The organism is Bradyrhizobium sp. INPA03-11B, from assembly GCF_040446015.1.
Taxonomy (GTDB): Bacteria; Pseudomonadota; Alphaproteobacteria; order Rhizobiales; family Xanthobacteraceae; genus Bradyrhizobium; species Bradyrhizobium macuxiense_A.
Window position 1 is genome coordinate 66,205 of sequence record NZ_JASGSR010000006.1, and the last position, 25,259, is coordinate 91,463.

At 64.0% G+C, this 25,259-nt stretch carries 26 protein-coding genes and 1 pseudogene; 15 read left to right on the forward strand and 12 right to left on the reverse strand.

The features are described from left to right. The 6 genes from QMZ05_RS03925 (at position 1) to QMZ05_RS03950 (ending at position 6,104) form a co-directional block, all read left to right on the forward strand. Complete coding sequence (locus QMZ05_RS03925; protein ID WP_353699578.1) at positions 1 to 1,620, forward strand: ABC transporter ATP-binding protein; 1,620 nt, start codon at positions 1 to 3, stop codon at positions 1,618 to 1,620. A 3-nt stretch (positions 1,621 to 1,623) separates the two neighbouring features. Continuing rightward, positions 1,624 to 2,553, forward strand: a complete 930-nt coding sequence (locus QMZ05_RS03930; protein ID WP_353699579.1) for a glyoxylate/hydroxypyruvate reductase A — start codon at positions 1,624 to 1,626, stop codon at positions 2,551 to 2,553. A gap of 22 nt (positions 2,554 to 2,575) precedes the next feature. Further along, positions 2,576 to 3,640 (forward strand): phosphotransferase, encoded by a 1,065-nt coding sequence (locus QMZ05_RS03935; RefSeq protein ID WP_353699580.1) that lies wholly within the window; start codon positions 2,576 to 2,578, stop codon positions 3,638 to 3,640. 4 nt (positions 3,641 to 3,644) lie between these two features. Next, entirely contained in the window at positions 3,645 to 4,916 is a 1,272-nt protein-coding gene (locus QMZ05_RS03940) for an aspartate aminotransferase family protein (RefSeq protein ID WP_353699581.1), read from the forward strand. Positions 4,917 to 5,187: 271 nt separating this feature from the next. Then, entirely contained in the window at positions 5,188 to 5,382 is a 195-nt protein-coding gene (locus QMZ05_RS03945; RefSeq protein ID WP_353699637.1) for a hypothetical protein, read from the forward strand. A 215-nt stretch (positions 5,383 to 5,597) separates the two neighbouring features. Further along, positions 5,598 to 6,104, forward strand: coding sequence for a MarR family transcriptional regulator (locus QMZ05_RS03950; RefSeq protein ID WP_353699582.1), 507 nt, complete (start codon positions 5,598 to 5,600; stop codon positions 6,102 to 6,104). Between the two features lie 115 nt (positions 6,105 to 6,219). Here QMZ05_RS03950 and QMZ05_RS03955 read toward each other — a convergent pair whose 3' ends face one another. Genes QMZ05_RS03955 through QMZ05_RS03985 form a run of 7 tightly spaced genes read right to left on the reverse strand, consistent with a single transcriptional unit; the run spans position 6,220 to position 12,340 of the window. Beyond that, positions 6,220 to 7,377 (reverse strand): ABC transporter substrate-binding protein, encoded by a 1,158-nt coding sequence (locus tag QMZ05_RS03955; RefSeq protein WP_353699583.1) that lies wholly within the window; start codon positions 7,375 to 7,377, stop codon positions 6,220 to 6,222. Positions 7,378 to 7,434: 57 nt separating this feature from the next. Then, the gene (locus QMZ05_RS03960) at positions 7,435 to 8,217 is read right to left on the reverse strand and encodes a cyclase family protein (RefSeq protein ID WP_353699584.1); all 783 of its coding nucleotides are present in this window, start codon (positions 8,215 to 8,217) and stop codon (positions 7,435 to 7,437) included. A gap of 34 nt (positions 8,218 to 8,251) precedes the next feature. After that, positions 8,252 to 9,493, reverse strand: a complete 1,242-nt coding sequence (locus QMZ05_RS03965) for an SDR family NAD(P)-dependent oxidoreductase (protein ID WP_353699585.1) — start codon at positions 9,491 to 9,493, stop codon at positions 8,252 to 8,254. Continuing rightward, positions 9,490 to 10,668 carry a thiolase family protein gene (locus tag QMZ05_RS03970; RefSeq protein ID WP_353699586.1) on the reverse strand — a complete coding sequence of 393 codons (1,179 nt, stop codon included), beginning with the start codon at positions 10,666 to 10,668 and terminating at the stop codon, positions 9,490 to 9,492. The genes QMZ05_RS03965 and QMZ05_RS03970 overlap by 4 nt, the downstream gene beginning before the upstream one ends. A gap of 24 nt (positions 10,669 to 10,692) precedes the next feature. Beyond that, complete coding sequence (locus QMZ05_RS03975; RefSeq protein WP_353699587.1) at positions 10,693 to 11,121, reverse strand: organic hydroperoxide resistance protein; 429 nt, start codon at positions 11,119 to 11,121, stop codon at positions 10,693 to 10,695. Positions 11,122 to 11,153: 32 nt separating this feature from the next. Continuing rightward, complete coding sequence (locus QMZ05_RS03980; RefSeq protein ID WP_353699588.1) at positions 11,154 to 11,936, reverse strand: aspartate/glutamate racemase family protein; 783 nt, start codon at positions 11,934 to 11,936, stop codon at positions 11,154 to 11,156. Between the two features lie 59 nt (positions 11,937 to 11,995). Beyond that, positions 11,996 to 12,340, reverse strand: a complete 345-nt coding sequence (locus QMZ05_RS03985) for a hypothetical protein (RefSeq protein ID WP_353699589.1) — start codon at positions 12,338 to 12,340, stop codon at positions 11,996 to 11,998. Between the two features lie 224 nt (positions 12,341 to 12,564). Between QMZ05_RS03985 and QMZ05_RS03990 the strand changes: the two genes are divergently transcribed. Genes QMZ05_RS03990 through QMZ05_RS04005 form a run of 4 tightly spaced genes read left to right on the forward strand, consistent with a single transcriptional unit; the run spans position 12,565 to position 17,279 of the window. Continuing rightward, positions 12,565 to 13,716: an ABC transporter substrate-binding protein gene (locus QMZ05_RS03990; RefSeq protein ID WP_353699590.1), complete on the forward strand. Its 1,152-nt coding sequence runs from the start codon at positions 12,565 to 12,567 to the stop codon at positions 13,714 to 13,716. Positions 13,717 to 13,759: 43 nt separating this feature from the next. After that, a complete protein-coding gene (locus tag QMZ05_RS03995; RefSeq protein WP_353699591.1) occupies positions 13,760 to 14,803 on the forward strand; it encodes a branched-chain amino acid ABC transporter permease in 1,044 nt (347 codons plus the stop codon). Continuing rightward, on the forward strand, positions 14,800 to 16,569 hold the full coding sequence (locus tag QMZ05_RS04000) for a branched-chain amino acid ABC transporter ATP-binding protein/permease (protein ID WP_353699592.1): 1,770 nt from the start codon (positions 14,800 to 14,802) through the stop codon (positions 16,567 to 16,569). The genes QMZ05_RS03995 and QMZ05_RS04000 overlap by 4 nt, the downstream gene beginning before the upstream one ends. Then, a complete protein-coding gene (locus QMZ05_RS04005) occupies positions 16,566 to 17,279 on the forward strand; it encodes an ABC transporter ATP-binding protein (RefSeq protein WP_279710749.1) in 714 nt (237 codons plus the stop codon). The genes QMZ05_RS04000 and QMZ05_RS04005 overlap by 4 nt, the downstream gene beginning before the upstream one ends. Before the next feature lie 130 nt (positions 17,280 to 17,409). Here the strand turns inward: QMZ05_RS04005 and QMZ05_RS04010 are convergent, their stop codons facing one another. Further along, positions 17,410 to 18,024, reverse strand: coding sequence for a LysR family transcriptional regulator (locus tag QMZ05_RS04010; RefSeq protein ID WP_353699593.1), 615 nt, complete (start codon positions 18,022 to 18,024; stop codon positions 17,410 to 17,412). 128 nt (positions 18,025 to 18,152) lie between these two features. Here QMZ05_RS04010 and QMZ05_RS04015 point away from each other — a divergent pair, with 128 nt between their 5' ends. Beyond that, positions 18,153 to 18,545: a RidA family protein gene (locus QMZ05_RS04015; RefSeq protein WP_353699594.1), complete on the forward strand. Its 393-nt coding sequence runs from the start codon at positions 18,153 to 18,155 to the stop codon at positions 18,543 to 18,545. A gap of 50 nt (positions 18,546 to 18,595) precedes the next feature. Further along, entirely contained in the window at positions 18,596 to 19,309 is a 714-nt protein-coding gene (locus QMZ05_RS04020; RefSeq protein ID WP_353699595.1) for an L-2-amino-thiazoline-4-carboxylic acid hydrolase, read from the forward strand. Between the two features lie 112 nt (positions 19,310 to 19,421). On the opposite strand, the gene QMZ05_RS04025 is transcribed toward QMZ05_RS04020, so the two are convergent. The 4 genes from QMZ05_RS04025 to QMZ05_RS04040 all read right to left on the reverse strand — a co-directional run bounded on the left by QMZ05_RS04025 (position 19,422) and on the right by QMZ05_RS04040 (position 22,844). Further along, positions 19,422 to 19,904, reverse strand: coding sequence for a lipocalin-like domain-containing protein (locus QMZ05_RS04025; RefSeq protein WP_353699596.1), 483 nt, complete (start codon positions 19,902 to 19,904; stop codon positions 19,422 to 19,424). A gap of 600 nt (positions 19,905 to 20,504) precedes the next feature. Continuing rightward, complete coding sequence (locus QMZ05_RS04030; RefSeq protein ID WP_353699597.1) at positions 20,505 to 21,167, reverse strand: DedA family protein; 663 nt, start codon at positions 21,165 to 21,167, stop codon at positions 20,505 to 20,507. A gap of 161 nt (positions 21,168 to 21,328) precedes the next feature. Then, positions 21,329 to 22,048: a metallophosphoesterase gene (locus QMZ05_RS04035; protein ID WP_353699598.1), complete on the reverse strand. Its 720-nt coding sequence runs from the start codon at positions 22,046 to 22,048 to the stop codon at positions 21,329 to 21,331. Continuing rightward, positions 22,038 to 22,844: a hypothetical protein gene (locus tag QMZ05_RS04040; RefSeq protein WP_353699599.1), complete on the reverse strand. Its 807-nt coding sequence runs from the start codon at positions 22,842 to 22,844 to the stop codon at positions 22,038 to 22,040. Before QMZ05_RS04040 ends, QMZ05_RS04035 begins: the two co-directional genes overlap by 11 nt. Positions 22,845 to 23,076: 232 nt before the next feature. Between QMZ05_RS04040 and QMZ05_RS04045 the strand changes: the two genes are divergently transcribed. The 3 genes and pseudogenes from QMZ05_RS04045 (at position 23,077) to QMZ05_RS04055 (ending at position 25,112) form a co-directional block, all read left to right on the forward strand. Beyond that, complete coding sequence (locus QMZ05_RS04045) at positions 23,077 to 23,445, forward strand: nuclear transport factor 2 family protein (RefSeq protein WP_353699600.1); 369 nt, start codon at positions 23,077 to 23,079, stop codon at positions 23,443 to 23,445. A 248-nt stretch (positions 23,446 to 23,693) separates the two neighbouring features. Then, positions 23,694 to 23,960, forward strand: a pseudogene (locus tag QMZ05_RS04050) (transposase); the annotation flags it as partial. Positions 23,961 to 24,131: 171 nt separating this feature from the next. Next, positions 24,132 to 25,112 (forward strand): ABC transporter substrate-binding protein, encoded by a 981-nt coding sequence (locus QMZ05_RS04055; protein ID WP_353699601.1) that lies wholly within the window; start codon positions 24,132 to 24,134, stop codon positions 25,110 to 25,112. Positions 25,113 to 25,259 lie beyond the last annotated feature (147 nt).

Below are 25,259 nucleotides of genomic sequence, written 5' to 3' on the forward strand. Positions count from 1 at the left end.
ATGTCGGCCACACCCGCCGTCTCGATCAAGAACCTGAAGCTCGCGCTGCCGCCGGGCTCCGACCGCCCCTACGCCGTCGACGGCGTCTCCTTCGATCTCGTTCCCGGCAAGATCCTCTGCGTGGTCGGCGAGTCCGGCTCCGGCAAGTCGATGTGCGCGCATGCGCTGATGGGGCTGTTGCCGGACACCATCATCCGCGAGACCGGCGAGATCGACTATGACGGCCAGAACCTGCTCACCCTTGACGATTCCGGCTGGCTTGCGCTTCGCGGCCGCCATATCGCGATGGTCTTCCAGGAGCCGATGACCGCGCTCAATCCGTTGATGCGGATCGGCGACCAGATCGCCGAGATGTTCGAGGCGCACAATCTGCTGACGCCGCGGCAACGCAAGCAGAAGGCATTGCAGCTGCTGCGCGAGGTTGGCCTGCCGGAGCCCGAGCGTTCAATGAGCGCCTACCCGCATCAATTGTCCGGCGGCCAGCGCCAGCGCGCCATGATCGCGATGGCGCTCGCGCTGGAGCCGGCCGTGCTGGTGGCTGACGAGCCGACCACCGCACTCGACGTCACCACACAGGCCCAGATCCTCGAGCTGATCCGCGACTTGCAGCGCCGGCGCAACATGGCGGTCATGTTCATCACCCACGATTTCGGCGTCGTCTCCGATATCGCCGATCGCGTCGTGGTGCTCCAGCACGGCAAGGTGGTCGAACAAGGCGCGGCCGATGACGTGTTGCGGCGGCCGCAACATACCTACACGCGGGCGCTGCTCACAGCCGTACCCTCGATGCAGCCGCCAACGCGGACACCGCTTGCGGATCGCGCCAGGGCAGTCGAAGTCGTGGGCCTCGACAAGACTTATGTCAGCGGCGGCGGCTGGTTCCAGCCGGAACGCCGCGTCCAGGCTGCCAAGCAAGTCAATTTCGACATCCTGCAAGGCGAGACGGTCGGTCTGGTCGGCGAATCCGGCTCCGGAAAATCCTCGGTTGCCCGGCTGGTGATGCGGCTGATCGAACCCGACCAGGGCACGGTGCGTCTCGGCGACACCGACTTCACCCGCATCGCCGGCCGCGCGCTACGCAAGGAGCGCAGCCGCATCCAGATGATCTTTCAGGATCCGTTCGCTTCGCTCAACCCACGCCGCAAGGTCGGCAACATCATTGCCGACGGGCCGATCGCTCACGGCACCGACCCGGCGGTCGCACGTCAGCGCGCTACGGAGCTGCTTGGCCTTGTTGGTCTGAACGCCAGCGCGATGGAACGCTATCCGCACGAATTCTCAGGTGGCCAGCGCCAGCGCATCGGCATCGCCCGCGCGCTTGCGCTCGAGCCGGAAATCATCGTTGCCGACGAAGCCGTCTCCGCGCTCGATGTCTCCGTGCAGGCGCAAGTGCTGAACTTGCTGGAAGATCTCAAGGCGCGGCTCGGCCTATCGATGCTGTTCATCACCCACGATCTGCGGGTGGCAGCGCAAATCTGCGACCGGATCGCGGTGATGCAGCGCGGCGCGATCGTCGAGCTGAAGCCGACCGCGGCACTGTTCTCGGCCCCCGAACATCCCTACACCCGCGAACTGCTCGCCGCGGTGCCCGGCCAGATCTCCGCGTCGCGAGCGGCCTGAACCATGCGTTGCGTCCTGATCAGCAGCAGCCTCGATCTGCGCGACTATTTCGGTGCTGAACTGGCGCGCATCGCGCCGCGCATCGAGGTCGTCGATCACGCCGGCGGTGCCGCGGATATCCGTCTCGCTTTGGCCTGGCATCCGCCAGACGACGCGTTCGAACGCTATCCCGATCTGCAGGCGGTATGCTCGATCGCCGCCGGCGTCGATAACATCATGGCCTGCCCGAGCCTGCCGCCCAGTGTCCACGTGGTGCGCGTGGTCGATCCCGGGCAGGGGCAAATGATGTCGGGCTTCATCGCCTGGCATGCAATCGGGCATCAGCGCGGCTTTGCTGCCTTCAGCGCCCAGCAGCGCGACCGAGTCTGGCAACGCGGCGTGCAGCGGCGGGCACAGGATGTTCCGGTCGGCATCCTCGGCAATGGCGAAATCGGCCGGCGTGTCGCCGTCGACCTCGCCCATTTCGGCTTTCCCGTGATGTCCTGGAGCCGCACCGCCAAGGCGATTTCATCGGCGAGCCGGAGTTTTCACGGGCCCGCCGGTCTTGCCGCGATGCTCGGCGAGACCGAAGTGCTGGTCAATCTGCTGCCGCTGACACCGGAGACGCGCAACATCCTCAATGGCGATCTGTTCGACCGGATGCGCCGCGGCGGTTACCTGATCCAGGTTGGCCGCGGCGAACATCTGGTGGAAGCCGATCTGCTCGCGGCACTCGACAGCGGTCAGCTGTCGGGCGCGGCACTCGACGTGTTCGCGACCGAACCGTTGCCCGCGGCGCATCCGTTCTGGCGCCATCCGCGGATCGCCATCACGCCGCATGACGCCAGTGACGTCAGCATCAGCGCCGTTGCGACTACGCTTGCCACGACGGCGGACGCGATCCGCTCCGGACGGCGTCCCCCGCATGCGATCGACCGCGCGCGCGGTTATTGATTGCGGCACGCAGGAGTATCAGATGCAAAACTCCCGTTCGTTCGCCGATGCTGCGCACCCGCTCGACGGACTGCGCGCCGCTGGGCCGATTGCGGAGGCGCAGGCACGGACGCTGGTCAGGGAATACTACGGCATCTCGGCCGACATCCGCCGGCTCGACAGCGAGCGTGACCAGAATTTTCGGCTGCATACGCAAGACGGACGCGAATACGTCCTCAAGATCGCCAATCCCGACGAAGATCGCGCCGTCACCAATCTGCAGACCGGGGCGCTGCGGCACGTCGCGGTCCGTGATCCGCTGCTGCCAATTCCGCGCATCGTCTCCGCGCGGAATGGCGCGACCGAGCTCGAGATCGGCTTCGACGACGGCTCGATGAGGGTCGTGCGTCTGCTGACGTTCCTCGCGGGAACGCCGATGCATCAGGCACCAGCGTCGGCGGCGTTGCGCGGTGACGTCGGCCGCTGCGCGGCACGGCTCGCCGTTGCGTTGCGTGACTTCCTTCATCCCGGCGCAGGCCACAGATTGCTCTGGGACATTCAGCATGCCGCGGAGCTGCGGCCGCTGCTCGGCGCGGTGCCATCTGCCCAGCGCGAAATGGTCGAACGCGTCCTCAACCATTTCGAGGCCGACGCCGTTCCTGTGCTGGCGCAGCTTCCGCGGCAACCTCTGCACAACGATCTCAATCCGCATAACATTGTCGTCGACGCCACCTCGCAGGCCCGCGTCTGCGGGATCATCGATTTCGGCGACATGACCGCGACGGCCCGCATCAATGACCTCGCGATCGCAGCAGCCTATCAGGTAACCGACAGCGACGAGCCGCTAGCGCCGGCGCTCGATCTGATAGCGGCCTATCACGCGGTCTCGCCGCTCGAAGCGCGCGAGCGCGCCATCCTGTTCGACCTGATCGCGACCCGCATGGTGATGACGATCGTGATCAGCAATATCAGGGCCGCTCGCTATCCGGAGAACAGCGCGTATATTCTGCGCAACAACAGACAGGCGTCGGCCCGGCTCGCCCGGATCGCGACGCTGACGCGAACACAGGCTGCGCAGCAGATCGAGCGTGCCTGCCAGGGAGAGTGACACAATGCCGGCCGACACCTCGACCCAGCAGCTGATCGCGCGCCGCAACCGTTTGCTCGGGCCTGCCTACAGGTTGTTCTACGAGCAGCCTGTGCATGTGGTGCGTGGCGAAGGTGTCTGGCTGTACGACGCCGCAGGCAACCGATATCTCGACGCCTACAACAACGTCGCCTGCGTCGGCCACTGCCATCCGCATGTCGTCGAGGCCATCGCGCGGCAGGCCGCGGTGCTCAACACCCACACCCGTTATCTGCACAAGACCATCCTTGATTACGCCGAGCGGCTGCTCGCGACCTTTCCGGCCGAGCTCGGCCAGGTGATGTTCACCTGCACCGGCAGCGAGGCCAACGATCTGGCGCTCCGCGTCGCCCGCACTTGCACCGGCGGTACCGGCGTCGTCGTCACCCGGACCGCCTATCACGGCGTCACCGGCGCGCTTGCCGAGTTGTCGCCGTCGCTCGGCCTGCCCGGGCCGACTGCGCCCCATGTCCGTCTGGTGCCCGCGCCGCAATCTGCGGGCGATCAAACGGGGGAGATTTTTGCAAGCCACGTCCGCACAGCGTTCGCCGATATGGCACGCAGCGGCATTCGCCCGACCGCACTGCTGGTCGACACGATCTTCTCCAGCGACGGCGTATTCGCCGATCCGCCGGGCTTCCTGCGGCCGGCGGTGGAGGCCACGCATGCGGCCGGCGCGTTGTTCATCGCCGACGAGGTGCAGCCCGGCTTTGGTCGCTGTGGCGAGGGCATGTGGGGCTTTGCCCGGCACGGCGTGGTCCCCGACATGGTCACGATGGGCAAGCCGATGGGCAACGGCCATCCGATCGCGGCGATGGCGGCGCGACCGGAGTTGCTGAAGGAATTCGGCGCGCGCTCACGCTATTTCAACACCTTTGGCGGCAATCCCGTGTCCGCCGCCGCCGGCATGGCCGTGCTCGACGTAATCGAGCGGCAGAGCCTGGTCGAGAACGCCAGGCGCACCGGCACTTATTTGCGCGAGCGGCTCACCGCGCTGCGCGCGCGGCATGCGCTCGTGGCGGAGGTTCGGGGTGCTGGTCTCTTCATCGGTGTCGAGCTCCGCCGCGGCGACTCAGCCGCCGCGGGTGAGACGACGAAACTGGTCAATGCAATGCGCAGACGGCATGTCCTGATCAGCGCGGCCGGTCCCGGCGCGAATGTGCTGAAGATTCGTCCGCCCCTGACATTCGGCATGGAGCACGGCGATCTACTGGTCGAGGCGCTCGATCTAGCGCTAAAAGAAAATTCGATTGACTGACGGTCTCGCGGATTGCTGGTCTTCGTCGGCAGAGGACAATACCTTCATGCCGCCCTTTCGGCCTTACGCCGCTGATACCGGCCTTGAGCATTTCCGCAACCAATCACACTGCCCGGTCCGTCGCAGCGTCGATCCCGAGGCCACAGCTCATCCTGGATGGGATGAGCTTTTTCTTGATTTCTCGGTCCACACGTCGTGCACATGCGGCCATCTAACCAACTGAAAAACTTGAACTCTCACTCCAATCCATCATGGGGGCCACGGAAAACCGATGCGACAACGTATTGATGTTATTTCGCTTTATCATCCGCCGGAGAGGATTGCTGACAATATCCAGACCAGGTTCGAAAACGGCGCGGCCGACGGCTTCGACGTCATGCCGCCCTGGCTGCCCGGCTGCTTCGATCTCTTCGCCGAGCAGGTCGTGCCGACCCTGCGCGGGCAGCGCGCTCGCTCTTTATTTTAAACATGAAATATCTGCGCCCCCAGGGAACGCTGGAGCGCTCGTCGCGAAACACAGAGATCGCCTTCCGGCAGGCCGTGCACCGCAAAATTCCGTGGACCGCAGAGCCGATCCGCGGCCCCTGAACGAGCCTTGAATTTACTTTTGGCACGAACTATCTTGCAGACGACATCGAGGCCGGCACCTTCAACGGGCCCGGATGCGCCAGGAGATTCGATTTGGCAGTCGCGAAGGCGTCCCCGCCTGTTTCGCCCAAGAACGGGGGTGATCAGGAGGCCGAATACAGGGCTCAGACACGGCTTTGGCTTCGGCTGCTCGCCTGCACAACCCTGATCGAGGGCGAGCTCCGGCGCCGGTTCCGCGAGGAATTCGATTTCACGATGCCTCGCTTCGACGTTCTGGCCCAGCTTGACCGCGAGCCGAGTGGATTGGTGCTGGGCGAGCTGCCGAAGCGCCTGATGGTTTCTGCCGGAAATCTGACGCCGATTGTCGATCGGCTGGTCGAGGACGGCTTCATCACCCGCACGCCTTCAACCCTCGATCGGCGCGTGCAGATCGTTTGCATGACCGTCGAGGGCCGCAAAGCCTTCAGGCGCATGGCCAAGAGCCACGGCTCGTGGCTGGCCGAGCTGCTGGCAGGGTTTCCGGCAGACCGGCTCGATGGGTTGACCCGCGAGCTCGACGAGCTCAAGGGTGCCGTCAAGGACGCGATGCAGAAGCCGTGAGGCGACGTTCCTTTCGGAAAACCGCTCCGCACTTTTCCGGATCAGCCTTTAGCGCCGCACCCAGATGCCCGCGGCGTTTGCCTGCACGTCACTCTCCAACACCGTCCCCGCTCAATCAGGGCAGCAGTCTGTACTTTCCGTCTTCGATCTGAACCAGAATCCGCGAGCGGGCATCGACGCCGTGCCGATCCGCCGGTGTGTAGGTGTAGACGCCCTGTGTCCCCGCCAGCTCCTTGGTGGTGAACAGCGCCTGGCGAAGCGCGGTGCGGAATTCCGGCGAGCCCGGCTTGGCGCCGGTCGCCATCGCGCGCTTGGCGGCATCGACGAACACCAGCCAGCCATCGAAGGAATAGGACGAGAACGAGTCGGTCGGCGGCTCGCCGTTTGCCTTCTCGAAGGCGGCGCGGAAATCCAGCGCAACCTTCTGGATTGGATTGCTGGCCGGAAGCTGCTCGGCCGCAGTCACCGGCCCGGTCGGGCAGATGATGCCGTTGGCGGCCTTGCCGGCGAGCCGCAGGAAGTCGGCGCTGATCAGCCCGTGGTTGCCGTAGAGCGGCCCCTTGTATCCACGTTCGGACAGAGCGATCACCGGAAGCGCGCCCGGCGTTCCCGTGCCGCCGAGCATAATGGCGTCGGGCCGCGCCGCCAACGCGCGTAGCACCTGGGCGGTCACCGACGAGTCCGATCGGGCGTATCGCTCGTTGGCAATGACCTTGATGTCGGCCGCCTTGGCGCTTTGCGACAGCGAGTCGTACATGAGATCGCCGAAGGCATCCGAGAAGCCGATGAACGCGACGGTCTTCAACCCGCGCGCCTTCATGTGATCGACGATGCCCTGGACGAGAAGTGGCGTCGGTTGCGGCGTCTGCACCACCCAGGGCCCGCCATCGCCTGATGGTACCGGTGCGATCGGCGACACCGCGATCATCGGAATCTTCATCTCGATCGCGGCCGTCGCCATCGCCAGCGTCTGCGGCGCACCGGACGTGCCGATCAGGATGTCGACCTTCTCCTGCTCAACGAGCTTGCGCGCGTTGCGCGCCGACGCCGTGGGATCGGAGGCGTCGTCGAGCTGAATGACGCGGAGCTTCTCACCGCCGACTTCGCCGACATAGGCCTCACCAGCCGCGATCCCCTTTGCATTGGGAATCCCGATCGACGACACCGGCCCGCTGAGGCCGGTGACGAATCCGACGAGGATGTCGGCCTGGCCGGCCTGCGGAACGGCGACCAACAACACGGCCGAGGCCAGCAGGGTCTTCATCGAGATCATGGCACCTGTCCTTCTTGACTTGCGTTTCTTCTGTCGGGCAAGCGCCATCCGCTCGCTTCAGTTCGCCGAAACCAACGCGATCACGCGCAGCGGGCTGCCGGAACCGTTCTGGATCTTCAGGGGCGAAGCCACGATGACGGCGCCGGCGGCGGGAAGCTGATCGAGGTTGCAAAGACACTGAAGACCATAGCGGCCGGCGCCGTGCAGGAAGTGATGCGCCGGATAAGGCGGCTCGAAATGGCCGGCCTGCCCCGCGTCGGTGCCGATCGTCTCGGTGCCGAAGCCGATGATGCCGCGCTCCTCGACCAGCCATTTCATCACGGCTGGATTCGGGCCCGGCGTGTGCGCACCGTCATCCCTGAGATTGGCGTAATCGCGCCAGCCCTTCTTCGACCAGTCGGTGCGCAGCAGGACCCAGTGCCGTTCGGGAATCCGTCCGTGCTTTGCCTCCCAGGCTTCGACGAGCGGAACCGTGAGCAGAAAGTCCGGATCCTGCGCAGCGCCCGCCGAGCAGTCGATGACGCAGGCCGGCGCGATCATGTCCTTGGCAGGCATCGTGTCGACGGAATTGTTCGGCAGATCCTTGCCGGTGAACCAGTGAATCGGCGCGTCGAAATGCGTGCCGGTATGCTCGCCGAACGTCACATTGTTCCAGTACCAGGCCGGACCTCGACCGTCATAGCGCGATATCTCCTGGATCCGGACCGGGGCCGCCTGGCCGAACTCCGGCGGCAGCACGATGACCGGAAAATCCGGACTGAGCGTGAAGGTCAGATCGACGACGCGCACGGCGCCGGACGAAATCGCACCGGCCAGCTCCAGGAGATTCTTGCCTTGCATTGTGACGTCCTCCCGTTTTGTTGAGATCCTGATTTTATCTGTCGAGCTCGCGCTCGAGCGCTTTCGGATTGGCGGCAAGACGCTGCCTGATTTCCTCGGCAACGTCCCCGACATACATCTCCTCGAGCCCACCCCTGAGCCCGGACACGATCGCCTGCGCAACGGCGCGCGGCGCGACCTTGGGCGGCGGCACGGTCTGGAACCACTCGATGTCGACCGGCCCCGTGAACAGGTTCATCACCTTGACGCCACCGGGCCGCAGTTCCGCGCGAAGACAATGCGACAGCGACAGGCAGGCGGCCTGCGACGCCGAGTAGGCGCCGAAAGCAGGCCAGTTCGCCAGCGCGTAGACCGACAGGATGTTGACCCAGGCGGCGCTGCTGTTGATGCCATCCGCCCCCCGCATCCGCATCGCAGGACCGAAGGCCTGCGCAAGGTTGATGAAGCCGAGATAGGCCTGGTCGACCTCGTCGCGTGCAATGCTCGTGCCCTTGCGGTCGAGCAGGCCGCCGGGCCGCACATATTCCGTCGTGTTGACGAGGATATCGACCTTGCCCCCGATGTCAGCCGCGAGGTCAGTCGCCGACTTTTCGTCGGCCGCGTCGAGCGTCACGACCTCGATCCCCGCCTGTCCGCGCAACAGCTGCTCGCCAGCGAAAGGCCGCCACGGCTCGGACACGCCGACGAACACCGTCTTCGCGCCCGCGGCCTTCAGCGCCGCCACGGCCTCTTGGCCGATCAGGCTGCGGCCGTTGGTCACCAGCGCACGGCGGAATTTCGGATCGGCCGTCATTTCCCGCCACTGCCTGTCGTCTGCCATGTTGGGAGTCTCCCCCTCGGGTCGGGCAAAGGCCACCGCCTGACCGCTCTTGTCGAGTTGAAACGACATCAGGACGGGCGCGCCCTCGGCACAGTCGGCATGCAGATGCGCCACCATCGTCGGACCGCAGTCCATCCTGACGAGACCGATGCGCCAGGGCGCCCGCTCGCGGAAATAAACGTCGCTCGGCACGCGCGCCGTGGTTTCGGCCAGCAGCGCGCCGCGGCGCGGCGCATCGACGAAGGCAAGATCGGCCGACAGGCAGACCGGGCACGCCTCGCGCGCCGGATAGGCGAAAGCGCCGCAAGCCTCGCAGCGTTGCAGCATGAAGCGTCCTTCGGCGGCGGCGCGCGTGAACCCGTGCGATGTCCTGCTGCGCGGCCGCGGCGGCGACGCCGGAAGCCGGGTCCGGAGCAGCGGGTTCTTGCGCCGGGGTGGCTCAATCGGATCGATCATCGCGCAGGCCCTGCAAAGATCGCGGCAGCGGAGGCCAGGCCGCGGTCATAGTTGATCATACCGAAGCCGGCGGCCAGACCGAGCTTTGCATCATTGACCTGCGTCGGACCGGCTTCTCCGAGGACCTGCCGCAAGCCTTCAACCAGCCCGAGATAGGCGCCGGCGGCGCCGGCCTGCCCTGCGGAGAGCTGGCCGCCCGAGGTGTTGTGCGGGAAGTCGCCGTCTATCGTCAGATCGTGCTGACGCACGAAGGCTGCGCCCTCACCCTTGCTGCAGAAGCCGAGATCCTCGAACTGCATCATCGTGATGACCGGATAGTCGTCATAGGTCTGCACGACATCGAGATCGTCGGGCTTCACGCCGGCCATCGCGTAGAGCTCGCCGACGTCCATCGCCCAGCCGCCGCGTACCTGCATCGGATCGTCGGCGAAGGCATTGTGCCGTTCGATGGTCGACAGCAGTCGCGCGGCCGGCAAGCCCAGCGATGCCGCGGTCTCATCCCGCATCACGAGGAAGGCCTCGGCCCCGGCGCACGGCATCACGCAGTCGAACAGATGAATGGGATCGGAAATCGGACGGGCCGCCAGATACTGCTCGATCGTCAATGGCGTCTTCATCAGTGCATGCGGGTTGCGCAGCGCATTGGCACGCTGGGCGACCGCGATCCTGCCGACATCTTCGCGCGTGACGCCAAAGGTCCGCATATAGTTGCGCGCGATCAGCGCGAAGCTCGCATTGGCGCCGCCTGCACCGTAGGGATAGACCGCGTCCTGGTTGAAGCGCGAGAAATTCTCGAGCGTCAGGCGGAACGAATCGACGTGGTTGGTATCGCCGGCCACGCAGGCCACGATATCGGCATCGCGTGCCTGCACCGCGCGCGCTGCCTTTCGCAACGCCGCGATGGCGCTGGCGCCGCCAAGCGGGATCGTGTCCAGCCACCTGACGCACAGCCCGAAATGCTGCGTCAGTCCAATCCCGCTGTCAGTCCCCATGGTGAAGCTGGAGACGCACAGGCCGTCGACGTCGGACGCCTTGATACCGGCCTTCGCGACCAGCGCGCTCAGCGCGCGTCCAATCCACCATTGCGCGCTCTCGATGGAATAGCGCGCATAGGGGATCGTGACGGGAGCAGCCATCACGATGCCGTCATACGGTGTGCGCAGCGAATTTTTCACGAGCCGCCTGCCTTACCTGCCGCCTCAGATCACCGTCAGCTTCACGTCGATATTGCCACGCGTCGCATTCGAATAGGGGCAGCGCTCGTGCGCGCCCGCGACGATCTCCTCCGCCACCGCCTTCTCGACGCCGGGCAGGCTGACCTTCAGCTCGACCGCGAGCGCATAACCGACAGGGACCGGTCCCATGGCAACCTTCGCGATGACGGACGGTTCGGCAGAGGGCGCGATCTTCCTGGTGCGCGCCACGAGCTTGACCGCGCCAAGAAAGCACGCGGCATAGCCGGCCGCAAAGAGCTGCTCCGGGTTGGTCCCCTCGCCGCCAGGTCCGCCCAGCGATTTCGGCACCGACAGCGACACCGACAGCAGGCCGTCGGCACTTGCGGCCTTGCCGTCGCGGCCTCCCGTCGCCGTCACCTCGGTCTCGTACAGGATCTTCTCGGGTCTCATCATGTCTGGCTCTCCAGAACTCATCGGCGTTCGCGTTAGCGCTTGTTGCGCGTGAGCATCGCCCGGAAATCGTCGCGGGCGAGCGCGCTGGCGCGTTTGAAGCTCGGCCCGCGGCTCGGCTCGGTGCCGTTGAGCTGCCTGAGCTGCACCCACATCTCGGCGCTCTTCAATGCCACCGCCGCGCAGTTCACGACCGGCGCGTGCCCAACCTTCAGGCCATGCTCGCGCCCAATCAGCAGGCCCGGCAGCACGCCGGCGGGGATCACCACGTCGGCGCCACGCTCCACCAGCGGAAGGGCGCAAGCCAGAAAATCCTCGATCATCCGGGCATGGGCCGCCTGGTCGCCTGCGAACGCATCTGCGAAATCCTCCGGCTTGCAACCGAGGCCGGTCACGTGGACGACGCGATCACCAAGTCCATAACGTTCGGCCTGCTCGTAGTGCCAGACCTCGAAGATGGGATCGAGCGTCACGAGGCCGAGGCGCCGGCCGAGCTGCGAGGCCGCCAGCAACGTGGCCTCGCCGGTGCCGATCACGGGAATGTCGAGCGCCGAGCGGAGCTCGTAAAGTCCGGGATCCTGGAAGTGGCCCATCACAAAGGCGTCGAACCCGCTCTCTTCCGCCGCGATACCGTTGTCGATGGCCTGAACCGCACAACGCAATTCGGCGAGCCGGCCGAACTCCCGATCCGGCGGCGAAATGCCCTCGACCTGAACCGTCGTGCCGGGCGCGGCAATGCTGTTTAGATACTCCGACAGCCGCGCCATATAGGGCGCGTTCACGCTCGCATCGACGAAACTCTGCCAGAAGATGCGCATCGCCCTTCTCCTCAAGCGGTGACGGGAGCATCGGCCGTCGGCCTGCCGACGGAGATATTTCAACCATAAACTAATTGACGCGTCAAATGCGCGCGGCGGAGCCCGCCAAGGCGGCCGCTCCATCGCAGCCAGAGGGTCCGTTTTTCGGGACAAAGAAATGAAGGAAAATGGCGCGCGCGGACGAAATTGTATGCAGCAACATTTTTTTCTGACAGCCCCGTGACACGTGTTGACGGCGCCACGGAGAATACTTTAGGCTTTAAGTAATCGACCCCCGGCCGCTGCCGGTGACCATGACGATGATGTTGCAGGGCACCGATTTTGAGAAACTCAATCGCGTGGACTAGCGTCGGGCCGCAACGGCCGGCAGCAGCATCGCCGGTCGCGCGGCGCGACGGCGGCATTCGACTTCCTTCGCCTCGACAGATGTCCGCGGGCTGCAGTCGCCCCGCCCGCTATTCGAGCGGCACGCCTCGCCATGGCCGCTGACGCCCCGGCCCAGCGAAAATTCCCCTCGCCGCGCCCGGCGTCTGGCGCTGCAGCAATGCCTTCAATCGGTTCGTTCGCGGCTCGGGCTCCTGCCTGGCTTCCAGACATTCGTACCCTGCATCAACGGAGGACAACGCAAATGCGGCAAAAGACTCTGGGGTTACTCGCACTCGTCGCGGGCGTCTTCGCGGCACCGGCGGCGCAGGCCGACATCACGATCGGCTTCGTCACCTCGCTGAGCGGCAACGGCGCGTCGATCGGCATCCCCTATGGGCGCGGCATCAATGCCGCCTATGAATACAAGAAGATGATCAACGGCGAGACCATCCGCCTGATCCAGCTCGACGACGGCTCCGATCCGTCGGCCGCGACGCGCAACGCGCGCAAGCTCGTCGAGGAGGAGAAGGTCGACCTCATCATCGGCACCGCGACGACCCCCTCGACCATTGCCATGGCGGCCGTCGCCAGCGAATTGAAAGTGCCGATGATCGCGATCTCGCCCCTCGGCAAGCTTCCGGACTCGCCGGAGCAATGGGTCGTCGCGGTGCCGCAGCCGGCCACACTGCTGGTCAAGATCGTCGCGGACCGGATGAAGCGCGACGGCATGAAGAACATCGGCTATATCGGCTTCTCCGATGCGTGGGGCGACCTCGTCTACAACGGCGCGAAAGCCGCCGAGCCGACCGACGACATCAAGGTGCAGACCAACGAGCGCTATGCCCGCACCGATACCTCGGTGACCGCGCAGATCTTGAAGGTCATGGCCGCACGTCCCGACGCGGTGCTGATCGGCGGCTCCGGCACGCAAGGCGCGCTGCCGCTCATCACGCTCTCCGAACGCGGCTTCAAGGGCAATACCTACGGCACCGTGGCGCTGGTCAATCCGGACTTCGTCACCGTGGGCGGCAAGGCCGCCGAGGGCATTCAGGTCTCCGCCGGCCCCGTGATCGTGGCCGAACAGCTTCCGGACGAGCACTTCGCCAAGAAGATCGCACTCGACTTCCGCGCGGTCTACCAGAAGACCCACAACGTTCCGACCACCGACGGTTTCTCGGCCTACTCCTTCGATGCCTGGCTGATCTTTGCCAACGCCGCGGAGCGGGCGCTGAAGACCGCGAAGCCCGGCACGGCGGAATTCCGTACCGCGCTGCGCGATGCCATCCTCAGCACCAAGGAATTGCCCGGCGTGCATGCCGTCTACAACTTCAAGCCGGGTGCGGTGACCGGCGTCGACGAGCGCTCGCTGGTCGTGGTCCGCCTGACCGGCGGCGCCTGGAAGTACGCGCCGTAAGCGGAAAGATAGCGGGGGGTCAGAACGGGGGAACGGCGTCTCAATGACGAGCGATATCGCGGCCATCCTTGGGATCGACGGGATCGCCACCGGTGCAGTCTACGCGCTGGTGGCGATCGGAACCGTACTCATCTTCACGGTGACCCGGGTCATCTTCATTCCGTTCGGCGACATCGCCGCCTTCACCGCGCTGACGCTTGCGGCGCTCGATGCCAAGCGCTTTCCCGGGACCGGCGCGCTGGTCGTGGTGCTGGCGTGCCTTGCGACCCTGATCGAGATCATCTCGCTCATTCGGAGCGGCGATATCCGCCTGCTGCCACGCGCGCTGCTGTTCTATCTCGCCATTCCCTTGGCGGTGGTCGGCATCGCCTGGCTCACCATGCGCATGGACCCGCCGCTTGCGGTCCGGCTCGTGCTGGCGCTGATGCTGATCACGCCGATCGCTCCTCTGCTCGACAGGATCGTGTTCCGTCCGATCGCCGACGGCACGGTGCTGCTGCTGCTGACGGTCTCCGTGGCGCTGCATTTCGCGCTGGTCGGTCTCGGCCTGCTGTTCTTCGGCCCTGAGGGGGTCCGGACCGAGCCGCTGACCTCGTTCTCGACGGAGTTCGCCGGCGTGCTGATCTCGGGCCAGACCATGCTGATCGTGATCGCCGCGCTCGTCTTCAGCGGCCTGCTCTATCTGTTCTTTGACTTCACGCTGGTCGGCAAATCGCTGCGCGCCACCGCGGTCAACCGCACCGGCTCGCGGCTGATGGGAATCCGGCCGGCGCGGGCCGGCACCATCGCCTATCTCTTGGGCTCGCTGATGGCCGGCGTATCGGGCATCCTGATCGCGCCGGTCAATACCGTGTTCTACGATTCCGGCTTCCTGATCGGCCTGAAAGCGTTCGTCGGCGCCATCGTCGGCGGCATGACGAGCTATCCCGGTGCCGCGATCGGCGCGGTCGGGGTCGGCATCCTGGAAAGCTTCGCATCGTTCCAGAGCAGTGCGCTGAAAGACGTCATCGTATTCTCGCTGCTGATCCCGATCCTGATCTGGCGATCCCTCGCCTCGCTGCATTCCGAGGAGGAGATCGAGGAATGACGCGCCTTCACGTTCAGCTCGCTGCGGCAGCAGCGCTCGCGTGCCTCGCACTCGCACCCCTCGTCCTGAGCCCGTTCAGCGTCACGCTGATGAACTATATCGGCATCTATTCGCTCGTCGCCATCGGCCTTGCGCTGCTCACCGGCGTCGGCGGCATCGTGTCGTTCGGACAGGCTGCGTTCGTCGGCATCGCGGCCTACGCGACGGCGTGGGTCTCGGCCCTCAACGGGCAATCGCCCTGGCTCGGCCTGCTGTTCGGGGTGGTGCTGACCTGCGGTGTCGCGGCCATCCTCGGCGTCGTCACCTTGCGGCTTCAGGGCCATTTCCTGTCGCTGTCGACCGTCGCCTGGGGCCTTGCGATCGGCTTCCTGTTCGGCAACGTCGACGGGCTCGGCCGCTTCAACGGCATCTCGTCGATCCCGCCGATCAGCGTCGGCTCGTTCGCGCTCGTCTCCAGCGGGCAAATCTATTACCTGATCTGGGGCATCGTCGCCCTGGTGCTCCTGCTCGGCTACAATCTCCTGGACTCGCGGCTCGGCCGCGCCATGCGGGCGCTGCGCGGCGGCAATACGCTGGTCGAGAGCCTCGGCATCAACGCCTTCCGGATCAAGCTCGTGACATTTGTGATCGCGGCCTTCCTCGCCTCGCTCTCCGGCTGGCTTTACGCGCATATGAGCCGCTTCATCAGCCCGGGTCCGTTCGATGCCAGCATGGGCATCGAATATCTGATGATGACGATGGTCGGCGGCGCCGGCAGCCTGCTCGGCGGCGTGGTCGGCGCCGCCATCGTCACCCTGCTCAAGAACAGCGTGCAGGATTATCTGCCGCTGATCGCCAAGGGCGCATCCGGGCAGCTCGAGATCGTCGCCTTCTCGGCGCTGTTCATCCTGTTCCTGCAATGGGCGCGGCAGGGCATCGTTCCCTCGATCGCGCGCCACCTGCCGAAGATCCGGCGTGAGCGGCCAAAGCCGGCGCCGCCGCTGCCGCGCCGCCCGCAGCCGACGCCGGGCGAACTGCTTCTGAAGGTCGACGGCGCGGAGCGCCGGTTCGGCGGCCTCGTCGCGGTCAACAATGTCAGCTTCGAGGTAAGATCGGGCGAAATCCTTGCCGTGATCGGCCCGAACGGCGCCGGCAAGAGCACGATGTTCAACTGCCTGACCGGCGCGCTGCGGGTCAGCAAGGGCGACATCGTCTTCGCCGGACGCTCGATCGTGCGCGATCCGCAATCCCGCATCGCCAAGGCCGGCGTCGCCCGGACCTTCCAGCATGTCAAGCTGCGGCCGCGCATGAGCCTGCTGGAGAACGTCATGCTCGGCACCTATGGCCGAACCAGCAGCGGCCTGTTCGCCGGCGCCTTTCGTCTCAATCAACGCGAGGAAGCCAGCGCCCGCCACGAGGCGCTGATGCAGCTCGAGCGCGTCGGGCTCGGCGACAAGCCGTTCGAGCTCGCGGGCAATCTTCCGCTCGGCAACCAGCGCATCCTTGAGATCGCGCGCGCCCTCGCCGCGGATCCCGCGCTGCTGGTGCTGGACGAGCCGGCGGCGGGCCTGCGCCGCCAGGAGAAGCTGCGGCTGGCGGAGCTGCTCCGCTCGCTGCGGGCGGATCACCTGACCATCCTGATCGTCGAGCACGACATGGAGTTCGTGATGTCGCTGGTCGACCGCATCGTGGTGCTCGATTTCGGCTCCAAGCTCTGCGAGGGCGTTCCGAGCGCGATCCGCAGCGACGAGCGGGTGCAAGAGGCCTATCTCGGAGGCGTCGCATGAGCCAGATGTTGTCCATGACCGACGTCACCGTCTGCTACGACAACGTCGAGGCCGTCCGCAACGTCTCACTGTCGGTCGACGAGGGGCAGATCGTCACCGTGATCGGCCCGAACGGCGCCGGCAAGACCACGTTGCTGATGGCTGCCATCGGCCTGCTCGCATCGCGCGGCAGTATGGTGTTCCGCGGCAGCGACATCCGGAAAATGTCGGTCGAGGACCGCGTCGAGCGCAGGCTCTGCCTCGTTCCGGAGAAGCGCGAGCTGTTCTCCGACATGTCGGTTGCCGACAACCTTCTGCTCGGCTCCTACAGCCTGCGCGATCGGTCCGGCGTCCAGAAGACGCTGGACGAGGTCTATGATCGCTTTCCTCGGCTGAGGGAGCGGCAACGTCAGGCCGCTGGCACCCTCTCCGGCGGCGAACGCCAGATGCTGGCGCTGGGACGCGCGCTGATGGCAAAGCCCGCGCTGCTGATGCTCGACGAGCCGAGCCTCGGCCTCGCGCCGCTGATCGTGCGCGAGATCTTTCGCACCATCGCCTCGCTCCGCGACCTCGGCGTGTCGATCCTGCTGGTCGAGCAGAACGCCCGCGCCGCGCTCGAGACGGCCGATTACGGCTACGTACTGGAGACCGGCGAGGTCGTGCAATCAGGCCCCGCCAAGGACCTCATCCACGATCCCCGGCTGATCACCGCCTACCTCGGCGGGCACTGACACCAAAATATCGAAAACAACCCCATGCACAGTAGCCGGCGGGCGTCGAGGGCGAATTCGTTTTTTACGAAATCACCTTGACACGTCGGGCAAATCAGGAGTGTACTGCCATCATCGCAGCGCAAGTCCGCTATCCGACCAGTCGAGAGCGGTGGTTTGCGAGCGGGTTCTCGGCCATCACAGCGCGCAGCCATTCGCGGAAGCTGACGACCTCGGGACAATCTGCGGTGCCTTCAGGCACAATCAGCCAATCGCCCAAGCCGGATCCCTCGTTGACACGGTCGCAGCGATGGCCCGGATGGTGGCCAAGGCCGCGGGCTATCAGCAGGTCGACCTTGCCCTCGGCCAACTCGTGCAAGCCGGCGGGCTGCAGCACCTGCAAACCGATTTCCAGATGCGCGCTGCGAAACTCCGCCAATTTGAGGCGGCGCAGGTCGAAGCTGCCGTGGACCCCCAATTGCAGCAGCACCGCAGCTGCCGGTTTCAATTGCGCGGTCGCGTCCGCGATCTGCCGAAAGCCTTCGGAAACCCCGGCCAGATAGGCCTGACCGGCCGCGGTCAGGATCAGCTGCTTATGCAGCCGCTCGAACAACTGCACGCCGAGGCGCGCCTCCAGCGCTTTCACCTGCTGCCCCACCGCGGCAGGCGTCACGTGCAGCTCGTGCGCGGCGAGTTTGAAGCTGAGATGCCGCGCAGCGGCCTCGAAGGCGCGGAGCGCGTTGAGAGGTGGAAGGGTGTAGGTCATCGCGCGGGAGTTTGACACCGACCGGCCGTAGCCTTGCAATAGATTTTCTTGCCCTGAACCGCAGCAAACATGCTTTGCGCCGCGGCGACGCCGCCGGATACGGTCAGCCCGCAATCCGGAGACACCCGATGCCGCCAGCTCACATCGTCAGCCACAATCCCGCAACGCTCCACCCGCCCGCCGGCGGTTACTGCATGGGACTTGAATTGACGCAGCATCGCCGGCTGCTCTTCATCAGCGGCCAGGTGCCTGAGAGATCAGACGGCACCGTGCCGGATGGTTTTGAGGCCCAATGCGAGCAGGCCTGGCGCAACGTCATGGAGGTGCTCGCCGCCGCAGGCCTTCGCGTCGAGCAACTGGTCAAGGTCACCACGTTCCTGACCGGCCGGGATCAGGTCGTGCCCAACCGCACCATTCGTCGCAAGATGCTCGGCGAGCATCAGCCCGCGCTGACGGTCGTGATCGCCGAGACCGTCGACAGCAAATGGTTGCTGGAGATCGAGGCGATCGCCGCCGAATGAAACCACCAGCTTTCTCAACGTCGCAACGATCCAACCGTGTCAGGTGTCCAATGACTGAGACCATCCATCCGTTTTACGAGTCGCATCGCGGCGCAATGGAGGCCGCCATGCGCCATCGCCTCGACCTTGCCGACGCGATGTTGCGCGATCGCGCGCATCTCGCCGATATCGATCGAGTTCGGCAGGAGGTGATGGACGAATTCCAGATCGTGCTCACCCAGATACCCTATGTCGGAGGCGCGGCAAGTCGCATGAGCGATTTCTTCATGCGCCTCACCGGCTTCATGGCCATCAGCCGGGTGCTCCGGCGGCACGGCGTGCCGGTTTCCATAATCGGCGAAATCGAACGTGAAACCTACAAGGCGCAATTGCTCACGGAGCCCGAGGCGGAACGCCTTGCCTCAGGGCGTCAATTCATGTCGCCTGAGAATCAGGCTTTGCTGCGCGAACAGGCGACAGAAAGCGCTACAGAGAGTCATCGGAACGAGTTTCCCGAAGACTTCGTCTACGATTTCGTCGAACCGAGCCCGGGTGACAAGTTTGAATTCGGAATCAATTACAAGGCTTGCGGCTTTTGCAAATTCGCAGCTCGCCATGGAGACAAGGAAATCCTGCCGAACATTTGCGGGCTTGATTTCGACGCCTATGCGGCGCGAGGCATCCACCTGGAAAGAACGCAAACATTGGCTGGCGGCGCGAGCCACTGCAATTTCCGATTCTCGCGGCTTCGCCCCCGTCACCATGTCGCCAATGCTCTCAATTGACTTCCGCTTCCGGCGGCGCAGCGGACGTGACCGGACTCGCTGCCGGCTCGCCCCAGTCGCGAATGACCCGGAGCGGACTTCCGACGTCAATCTCGACTAGAGAGGCCGTCAGTCATTTGAGCTTTTCCCACACCAAGGTGATCACGCTCATTTTTCCGTCGGCCGAGAACGGCTGCGGCTTCGTTGCGTAGATCAATCGATTGCCGTCTCGCTTAATCTGTCGAATCTCAGTGGTTCCTACTCGTGTCTCGTTGCCCGCTATGTCGATGTGATGTTCAACCGAATCACCGTGGAACGTGTATGTGCCGCCGTATGTGTTCAGCGTGCGGTACTGGTCGGCTCGATCCTGGTCTGTCATGTCCGAACGCGAAGGCTTTGACCGGCCGTCGTGTGTTACTAGTACCAACATTCGGCCGTCCCGCCCGTACATGACGTAACCCTTCGGGTTCTTGCCGTATGCATCTTTAGTCTCGCCGGTTTCGACAACGGTTCGGGTAGCGCTAACAAGCTTGTAGGTGCCCGGAAAGTCATCGTCCGCAAATGCTGGGCCGACCGAAAACGCAATGGCGGTCAACGCTAAGAATAGATTGCGCATTGTAACCCCTTTGGTGAAGCCGAAAAACTTCGCCCCGAATTGCATGCTGCAGGGCCTGAACGGGGCAGAATGCCACGGTACGCCGCCCGTTCGGAGTCCGAAATTGGCCCATCGCGCGAGTGCGCCGCGACGCAGCACCATGGTCACTATCGGAGCGAAGCAGACATGAATCCCCAAGGCAAGACCGGCTGAATCGGTCGAAGATGACCCAAACCGGTGATCCCAGAAAGTCTTATAGTACTAGCTACGAGCAATTTGCCCTGGGAAGTAGCTAGGCAGGGCGCGCGTCGGGACTGTTGGCCAGCGCCTGCGCCACCGCTGCATAGGCGCTGCGGACCGCCTGGTGTTTCCACGCATCGCCGCTTCCTAGGGGTGCTCATTGCTTGTCCGCCCCGGAGTTTTGTGCCGTTCGTCATGTTCCTATCTCAACTGACGGATCATGTCTTGCCGCACCCCCGGATCCACTCCATGCGTTGCAGCGCCGTTGGGTAATCCGCGCATCCCGACACCCCGCACAAACCGCGGCGTGGCCTCCGCGTCGATCCCCTGGTGCCGCAGATCAGCGGCCACCGGAGGGAACGTCTGAGCGCGGCCAAGACGCTAGGTCCTCGGACGACGGTACCGCTGCCGCAATACGGACAAATTGCGTTCTGCCTCCTGGAGCAGTTGTTGCTCATGGTGTTTGTAGTAGCGCCACAGGTAGAAGATAGTGATCCCCGCCGCTGCGAGCGTCAGCCAGCCGAGCGGGCCCGTTACGCGACCGAAGCTGTGGCCCAACAGATACCCGCCGACGCCGAAGACTGCTGCCCAGGTGATCGCGCCCAGTGCGTTGAAGAGCAAGAATCGCCATAGCGGGAAACGATTGGCGCCGGCGAGCACCGCGGCAAACACGCGGAGCACCGCTATGAAGCGTCCGAGAAAGACGATCTTGCCGCCATGGCGCAGGAAGAGATACTCGCCCAGATCGAGCTTGCGCTGGTCCAGGCCGATCCAGTTGCCCCATTTGAGCAGCGCCTTGCGCCCGATCGTGCGGCCCACCCAATAGCCGATATTGTCGCCCAGAATCGCGGCGCCGGCCGCAGTCGCGATGATCCACCGAATATCCAGACCATGATGCGAGCCAGCGTAAATGGACGCCGCGACGAGCGTGGTTTCGCCTGGCAAGGGAACGCCGGCGCTCTCGAGCAGGATGATCGTGAAGATCGCGATGTATCCATAGGACGCGATGAGTTCGTCAGTCGCATGGTTCAGTAGGGGCAGCAAATCCAGAGGCACTCCTTCGATAACCCGGTAGGATACGAGCACGACGCCGAGGCCGGGCTGCGATCGAGGTCTGTGGCAACATGCCCGCGAGCCATCGGGTTGAACACGCAGACCCGCCACTGGCCCGTGGTTGGGTGCAACGCCCTCCGCAAAGCCGACCGCTAGACCGTAATCAGGGCATAAGGCAAGTGATCGGGCTTCTGCACGTGCACGGCGACATTGTACACGCGCGCTCCGGCCGGGGTGCGCCCCTCATACTTGCCGCGGTGTGCATGGCCATGCACCACCGCGCTCACTCTGAAGCGGTCAATGGTCTCGGCAAGGCGCGAGCATCCGAGAAACGGATAGATCTCCAGCGGTTCGCCTTCGACCGTTTCGACGATCGGCGCGTAATGCAGGACGACAACGGCACGCTGACTGTTCACGGTGCGCATCACATTTTCGAGTCGCATCGCTTCGTTCACTGCTTCAGCAACGAACGTCTTGATCGCGAGTTCTCCGAATGAACTGAGCATGCGCGGTCCGAACCCGCCCGCAAAGCCCTTTACTCCCACAAATGCCACACCATTTACTTCGGTCGCCTGCCCGTCCAGCAGGCGTAGGCCCGCATCGCAAAGAATCTGCTTCACCTCGTCGACATGCCCCGACTCGTAATCGTGGTTTCCGAGAACGCCGATCACCGGGACGGTGCACGCACGCAGATCCTCCGCCAGAACGCGCGCCTGACTCGGAGTTCCGGTATCGGTAAGATCGCCGCAAAGAACCAGTGCCCCGGCGCTCTTTGAGATTTGGCGGAATACTTCGCGAAGCGAGCCCGGCTGGCCATCCTTCACATGAAGGTCGCCCATGCTCGCGAATGTGAATGATGTGTCATTGGTCATCGTCGCATTTGCCTTTGGCTTCCAAAAATCCCCACACTTCGACGGCGTTCTGGTAATCGGAGCGCGACAACATTCGACCGCGGCATATCCTGGCTGCTGTTGGCGGAAGTTCGCGCTGCCGATTCAGTCGTTCGAGAAGCTCGTCGAGCAGCCATGACGGAATGGCATCCCGCTCACTCGGGTAAATCCATCGGAAGATCAGCAGATGAGAGAGCAGCACTTCCCAATGAGCATCGAAATAGGCCAGGAGGCGTTGCCAATCGATTCGGCTGCTCTGCTTCAATATGATGTTCGCGATATCCGAGCCATCATGGCGAGATCGCTTTTGGATAAAGGCCTTCGACCAGATGAGCTCGGTGGGATCGATAACCAGTACGCCAAGCCCCAGTACTTGAGCTTCGCGAGCGTGGTGAAACCATCCTTCCTGGACCGGAACCATGCCATTGCTCGATCCGAAGATGACATCCACGAAATACTCGCCGTAGTAGATCTTTCCGAGCCACTTATCGTCGACGATTGACACTCGGCGACCACCGCGATTCAGGTGAGCGAGCAGTCGTTGCAATTCAGCCCTGGTCGTGAAGATGTCCAGGTCCTTCGTCGGGATTCTTGCGCCAGTGTGCGCATTAACGGCGTACCCGCCCCCAACCAGGAACGGAAGCTTGGCGTCAAGCAGTTCCGCGAGAATTTCCCTGTAGAACCGCTCCGCCTGCGCTTGACGAACTCGCCTGTACTCCTTGCTATCCTCTGAAGGCTCCGAAGACCGTCTTGGAATGTAGGGATCTCGGACGCGCACGATCTCTTTTCCAGTCTCTTGGCCGACTACTCATCAATAGATGCCAAGAATAATTGATGCCAAGAACGGAAGTTCCTTCCGGGCGAGGCGCCCAGAGTTCCCGTCCACCGCCCTTGGCACTCACACTCTCGCCAGCCGCGCTACAGGTTCCGGCCGCCGCGGTGCGGTTCAGGCTCAGTTCATGCTGCCATCCTTAGCCTGCGGATGGGGCGATGGCAGAACGAGGTCGGTGATGTCGAACACATCAGAGGTTTTCGATGCTGTAGCGATCGTAGTCGATTGGCTGGACGCTTGCAGACATGTGCGCCTGCCGGACCTGCTCGAACTGTACGATGACGATGCCACGGTGGACTGCGGCGAAGGCGGCCGGTTCGAAGGACGGTGTGCGTTGCGCGCGTACTGGACGCTGAAGCTGCTCGATCAGGGCCCCGGCGCCTTCGAGATCAAGGCAGTCGTGCCGGAAACGAGCGGCGTTTGTCTCGAGTACCGCGCTTGCGGTGGGCAGACCTTTCGGATGCGCTTCCGTTTCAACTCGGCGGGAAAGATCGCTCAAACGACCTGCGATCCGCTGGTCGGCAAAGGTGATGCGTTGGCTGCCTGACGCAGCGATCCGCTGCCGGTAAATGACCCGCGAGCTCCGGTCTGCGTGTGCATTGCGGAGTTTCCAGACCGAATAACCCTGCACGGTCGGACCGAACGCGACGATCAGCGTCGCGCGCTATCTGAGCCAACTTGACACGGCCGACCGACAGGAGCCGAGCGAGGCGCTGGCCGCGAAGGTGACGAGGCTGACCGAGAAGCTAACCAAACTAAAGGAGGAAATGGGCAAGCTTGCTGTCTACGAGAAGCAGATGCTTGCTTCGCCGGGAACACGAGCACCTGCTCGAGGCAGTGCAGCAGCGCCTCGACGCAAAGCCAGAGGCGATGCGCCAGCGTCGAGAGACAGTCGAACACCCATTCGGCACCATGAAGGCCCGCATGGGGGCGACACACTTCCTGACGAAAACGCTTCCAAAAGTAGCCGCCGAGATGGCACTCTCGGTCCTCGCCTATAATCTGACCCGCGTCATGAACATCGTCGGGACCAAGCCACTGATCGCCGCGATCGTGGCCTGAGCCACACTCAGTCCCGGCCCTCCGGATCGTGTCCCGCCGAAGCCGTTTTTACACGGCCAAGACCCAAAGCGGCCCTCGCTGCCGTCTGCCGATCGCGGTACACCAAATTTGCAGGGCGTCGTGGTCAGACAATATGATACCTTGATCCCGCCTCGATAGATGAGGGCGCGAGTGAGGCGACGCGAGTTCATTGCACTTGTTGTTGGTGCTGCGGCGTGGCCGATTGCAGCACGTGCTCAGCTTGCACGGAAGATGGCGCACATCGGAATTGTCAGCATCGGCGGGCCGACTACTGACATGACGGGGCCGCTGCCGCCAAACCGAACCGTACGTGCGTTTCTGCGCGGAATGGCGGAACTGGGTTACGTTTACGGCCGTGATTTCGTGACCGAGCCGCGCGGCACCGACAGCATCGCGGCGGTTGCCGAACTGGCCGGTCTCCAGCTCGATGTCATTGTTGCGACTGGCGGTGGACCGTCGCTCTCCTTACTGAAGCAGGCAACGACGACGATTCCCGTCGTTATGACGGCTGCTTCTGATCCCGTGCGCCAAGGGCTCGTTCAGAGCCTTGCCCACCCGGGTGGAAACTTCACCGGGATGAGCATGCAAACTCTGGAGCTCACGGGAAAACGCCTAGAATTGCTAAAGGAACTCGTTCCAAGCGCAGAGGTTGTGGCGGTATTCTGGGATTCGACGGACGCCGGTTTGTGGCCAGCAGCCGCGGCTGTAGGCCAGGCACTCGGGTGGAAGCTTCTGTCAGTCGAGGTTCGCGATGCAGCCCAAATCGCGGAAGCCTTCAAGACCGCGGCCACGGCGGGAGCTGGCGCACTCCTCATTCCGGCATCGGGCCTTCTCTTTAGCCACGCCAGCCAAATCGTCGAACTGGCCGCGCTGAGCCGCATTCCAACAATGTATGAGCTGAGGTCGTATGTCGATGTCGGTGGCCTCGTCTCCTATGGCGCCAACATCGAGGATATCTGGCGGCGAGCGGCAACCTACGTGGACAAGATATTGAAGGGCGCTAATCCTGCCGAATTGCCAATCGAACAGCCGACCAGTTTTGAGCTTGTGATCAACAAACGAACAGCGGTAGCGCTCGGTCTGAATATGTCGCCCTCTGTCCTGATGCGCGCCGATGAAGTGATTGAGTAGCCGCTCAACAGTTTTCTGCAAATGCTCAGGTCTGCTGTTGGCCCTTCGCGTCATTTAACTGCGCTGCAGAATTTGGTCGCTATCGAGGCATAGCGGACTCTGCAAGCCGTGCGCTGGCAGCTTTATGGGCTCACGGCCTAAGTCAAG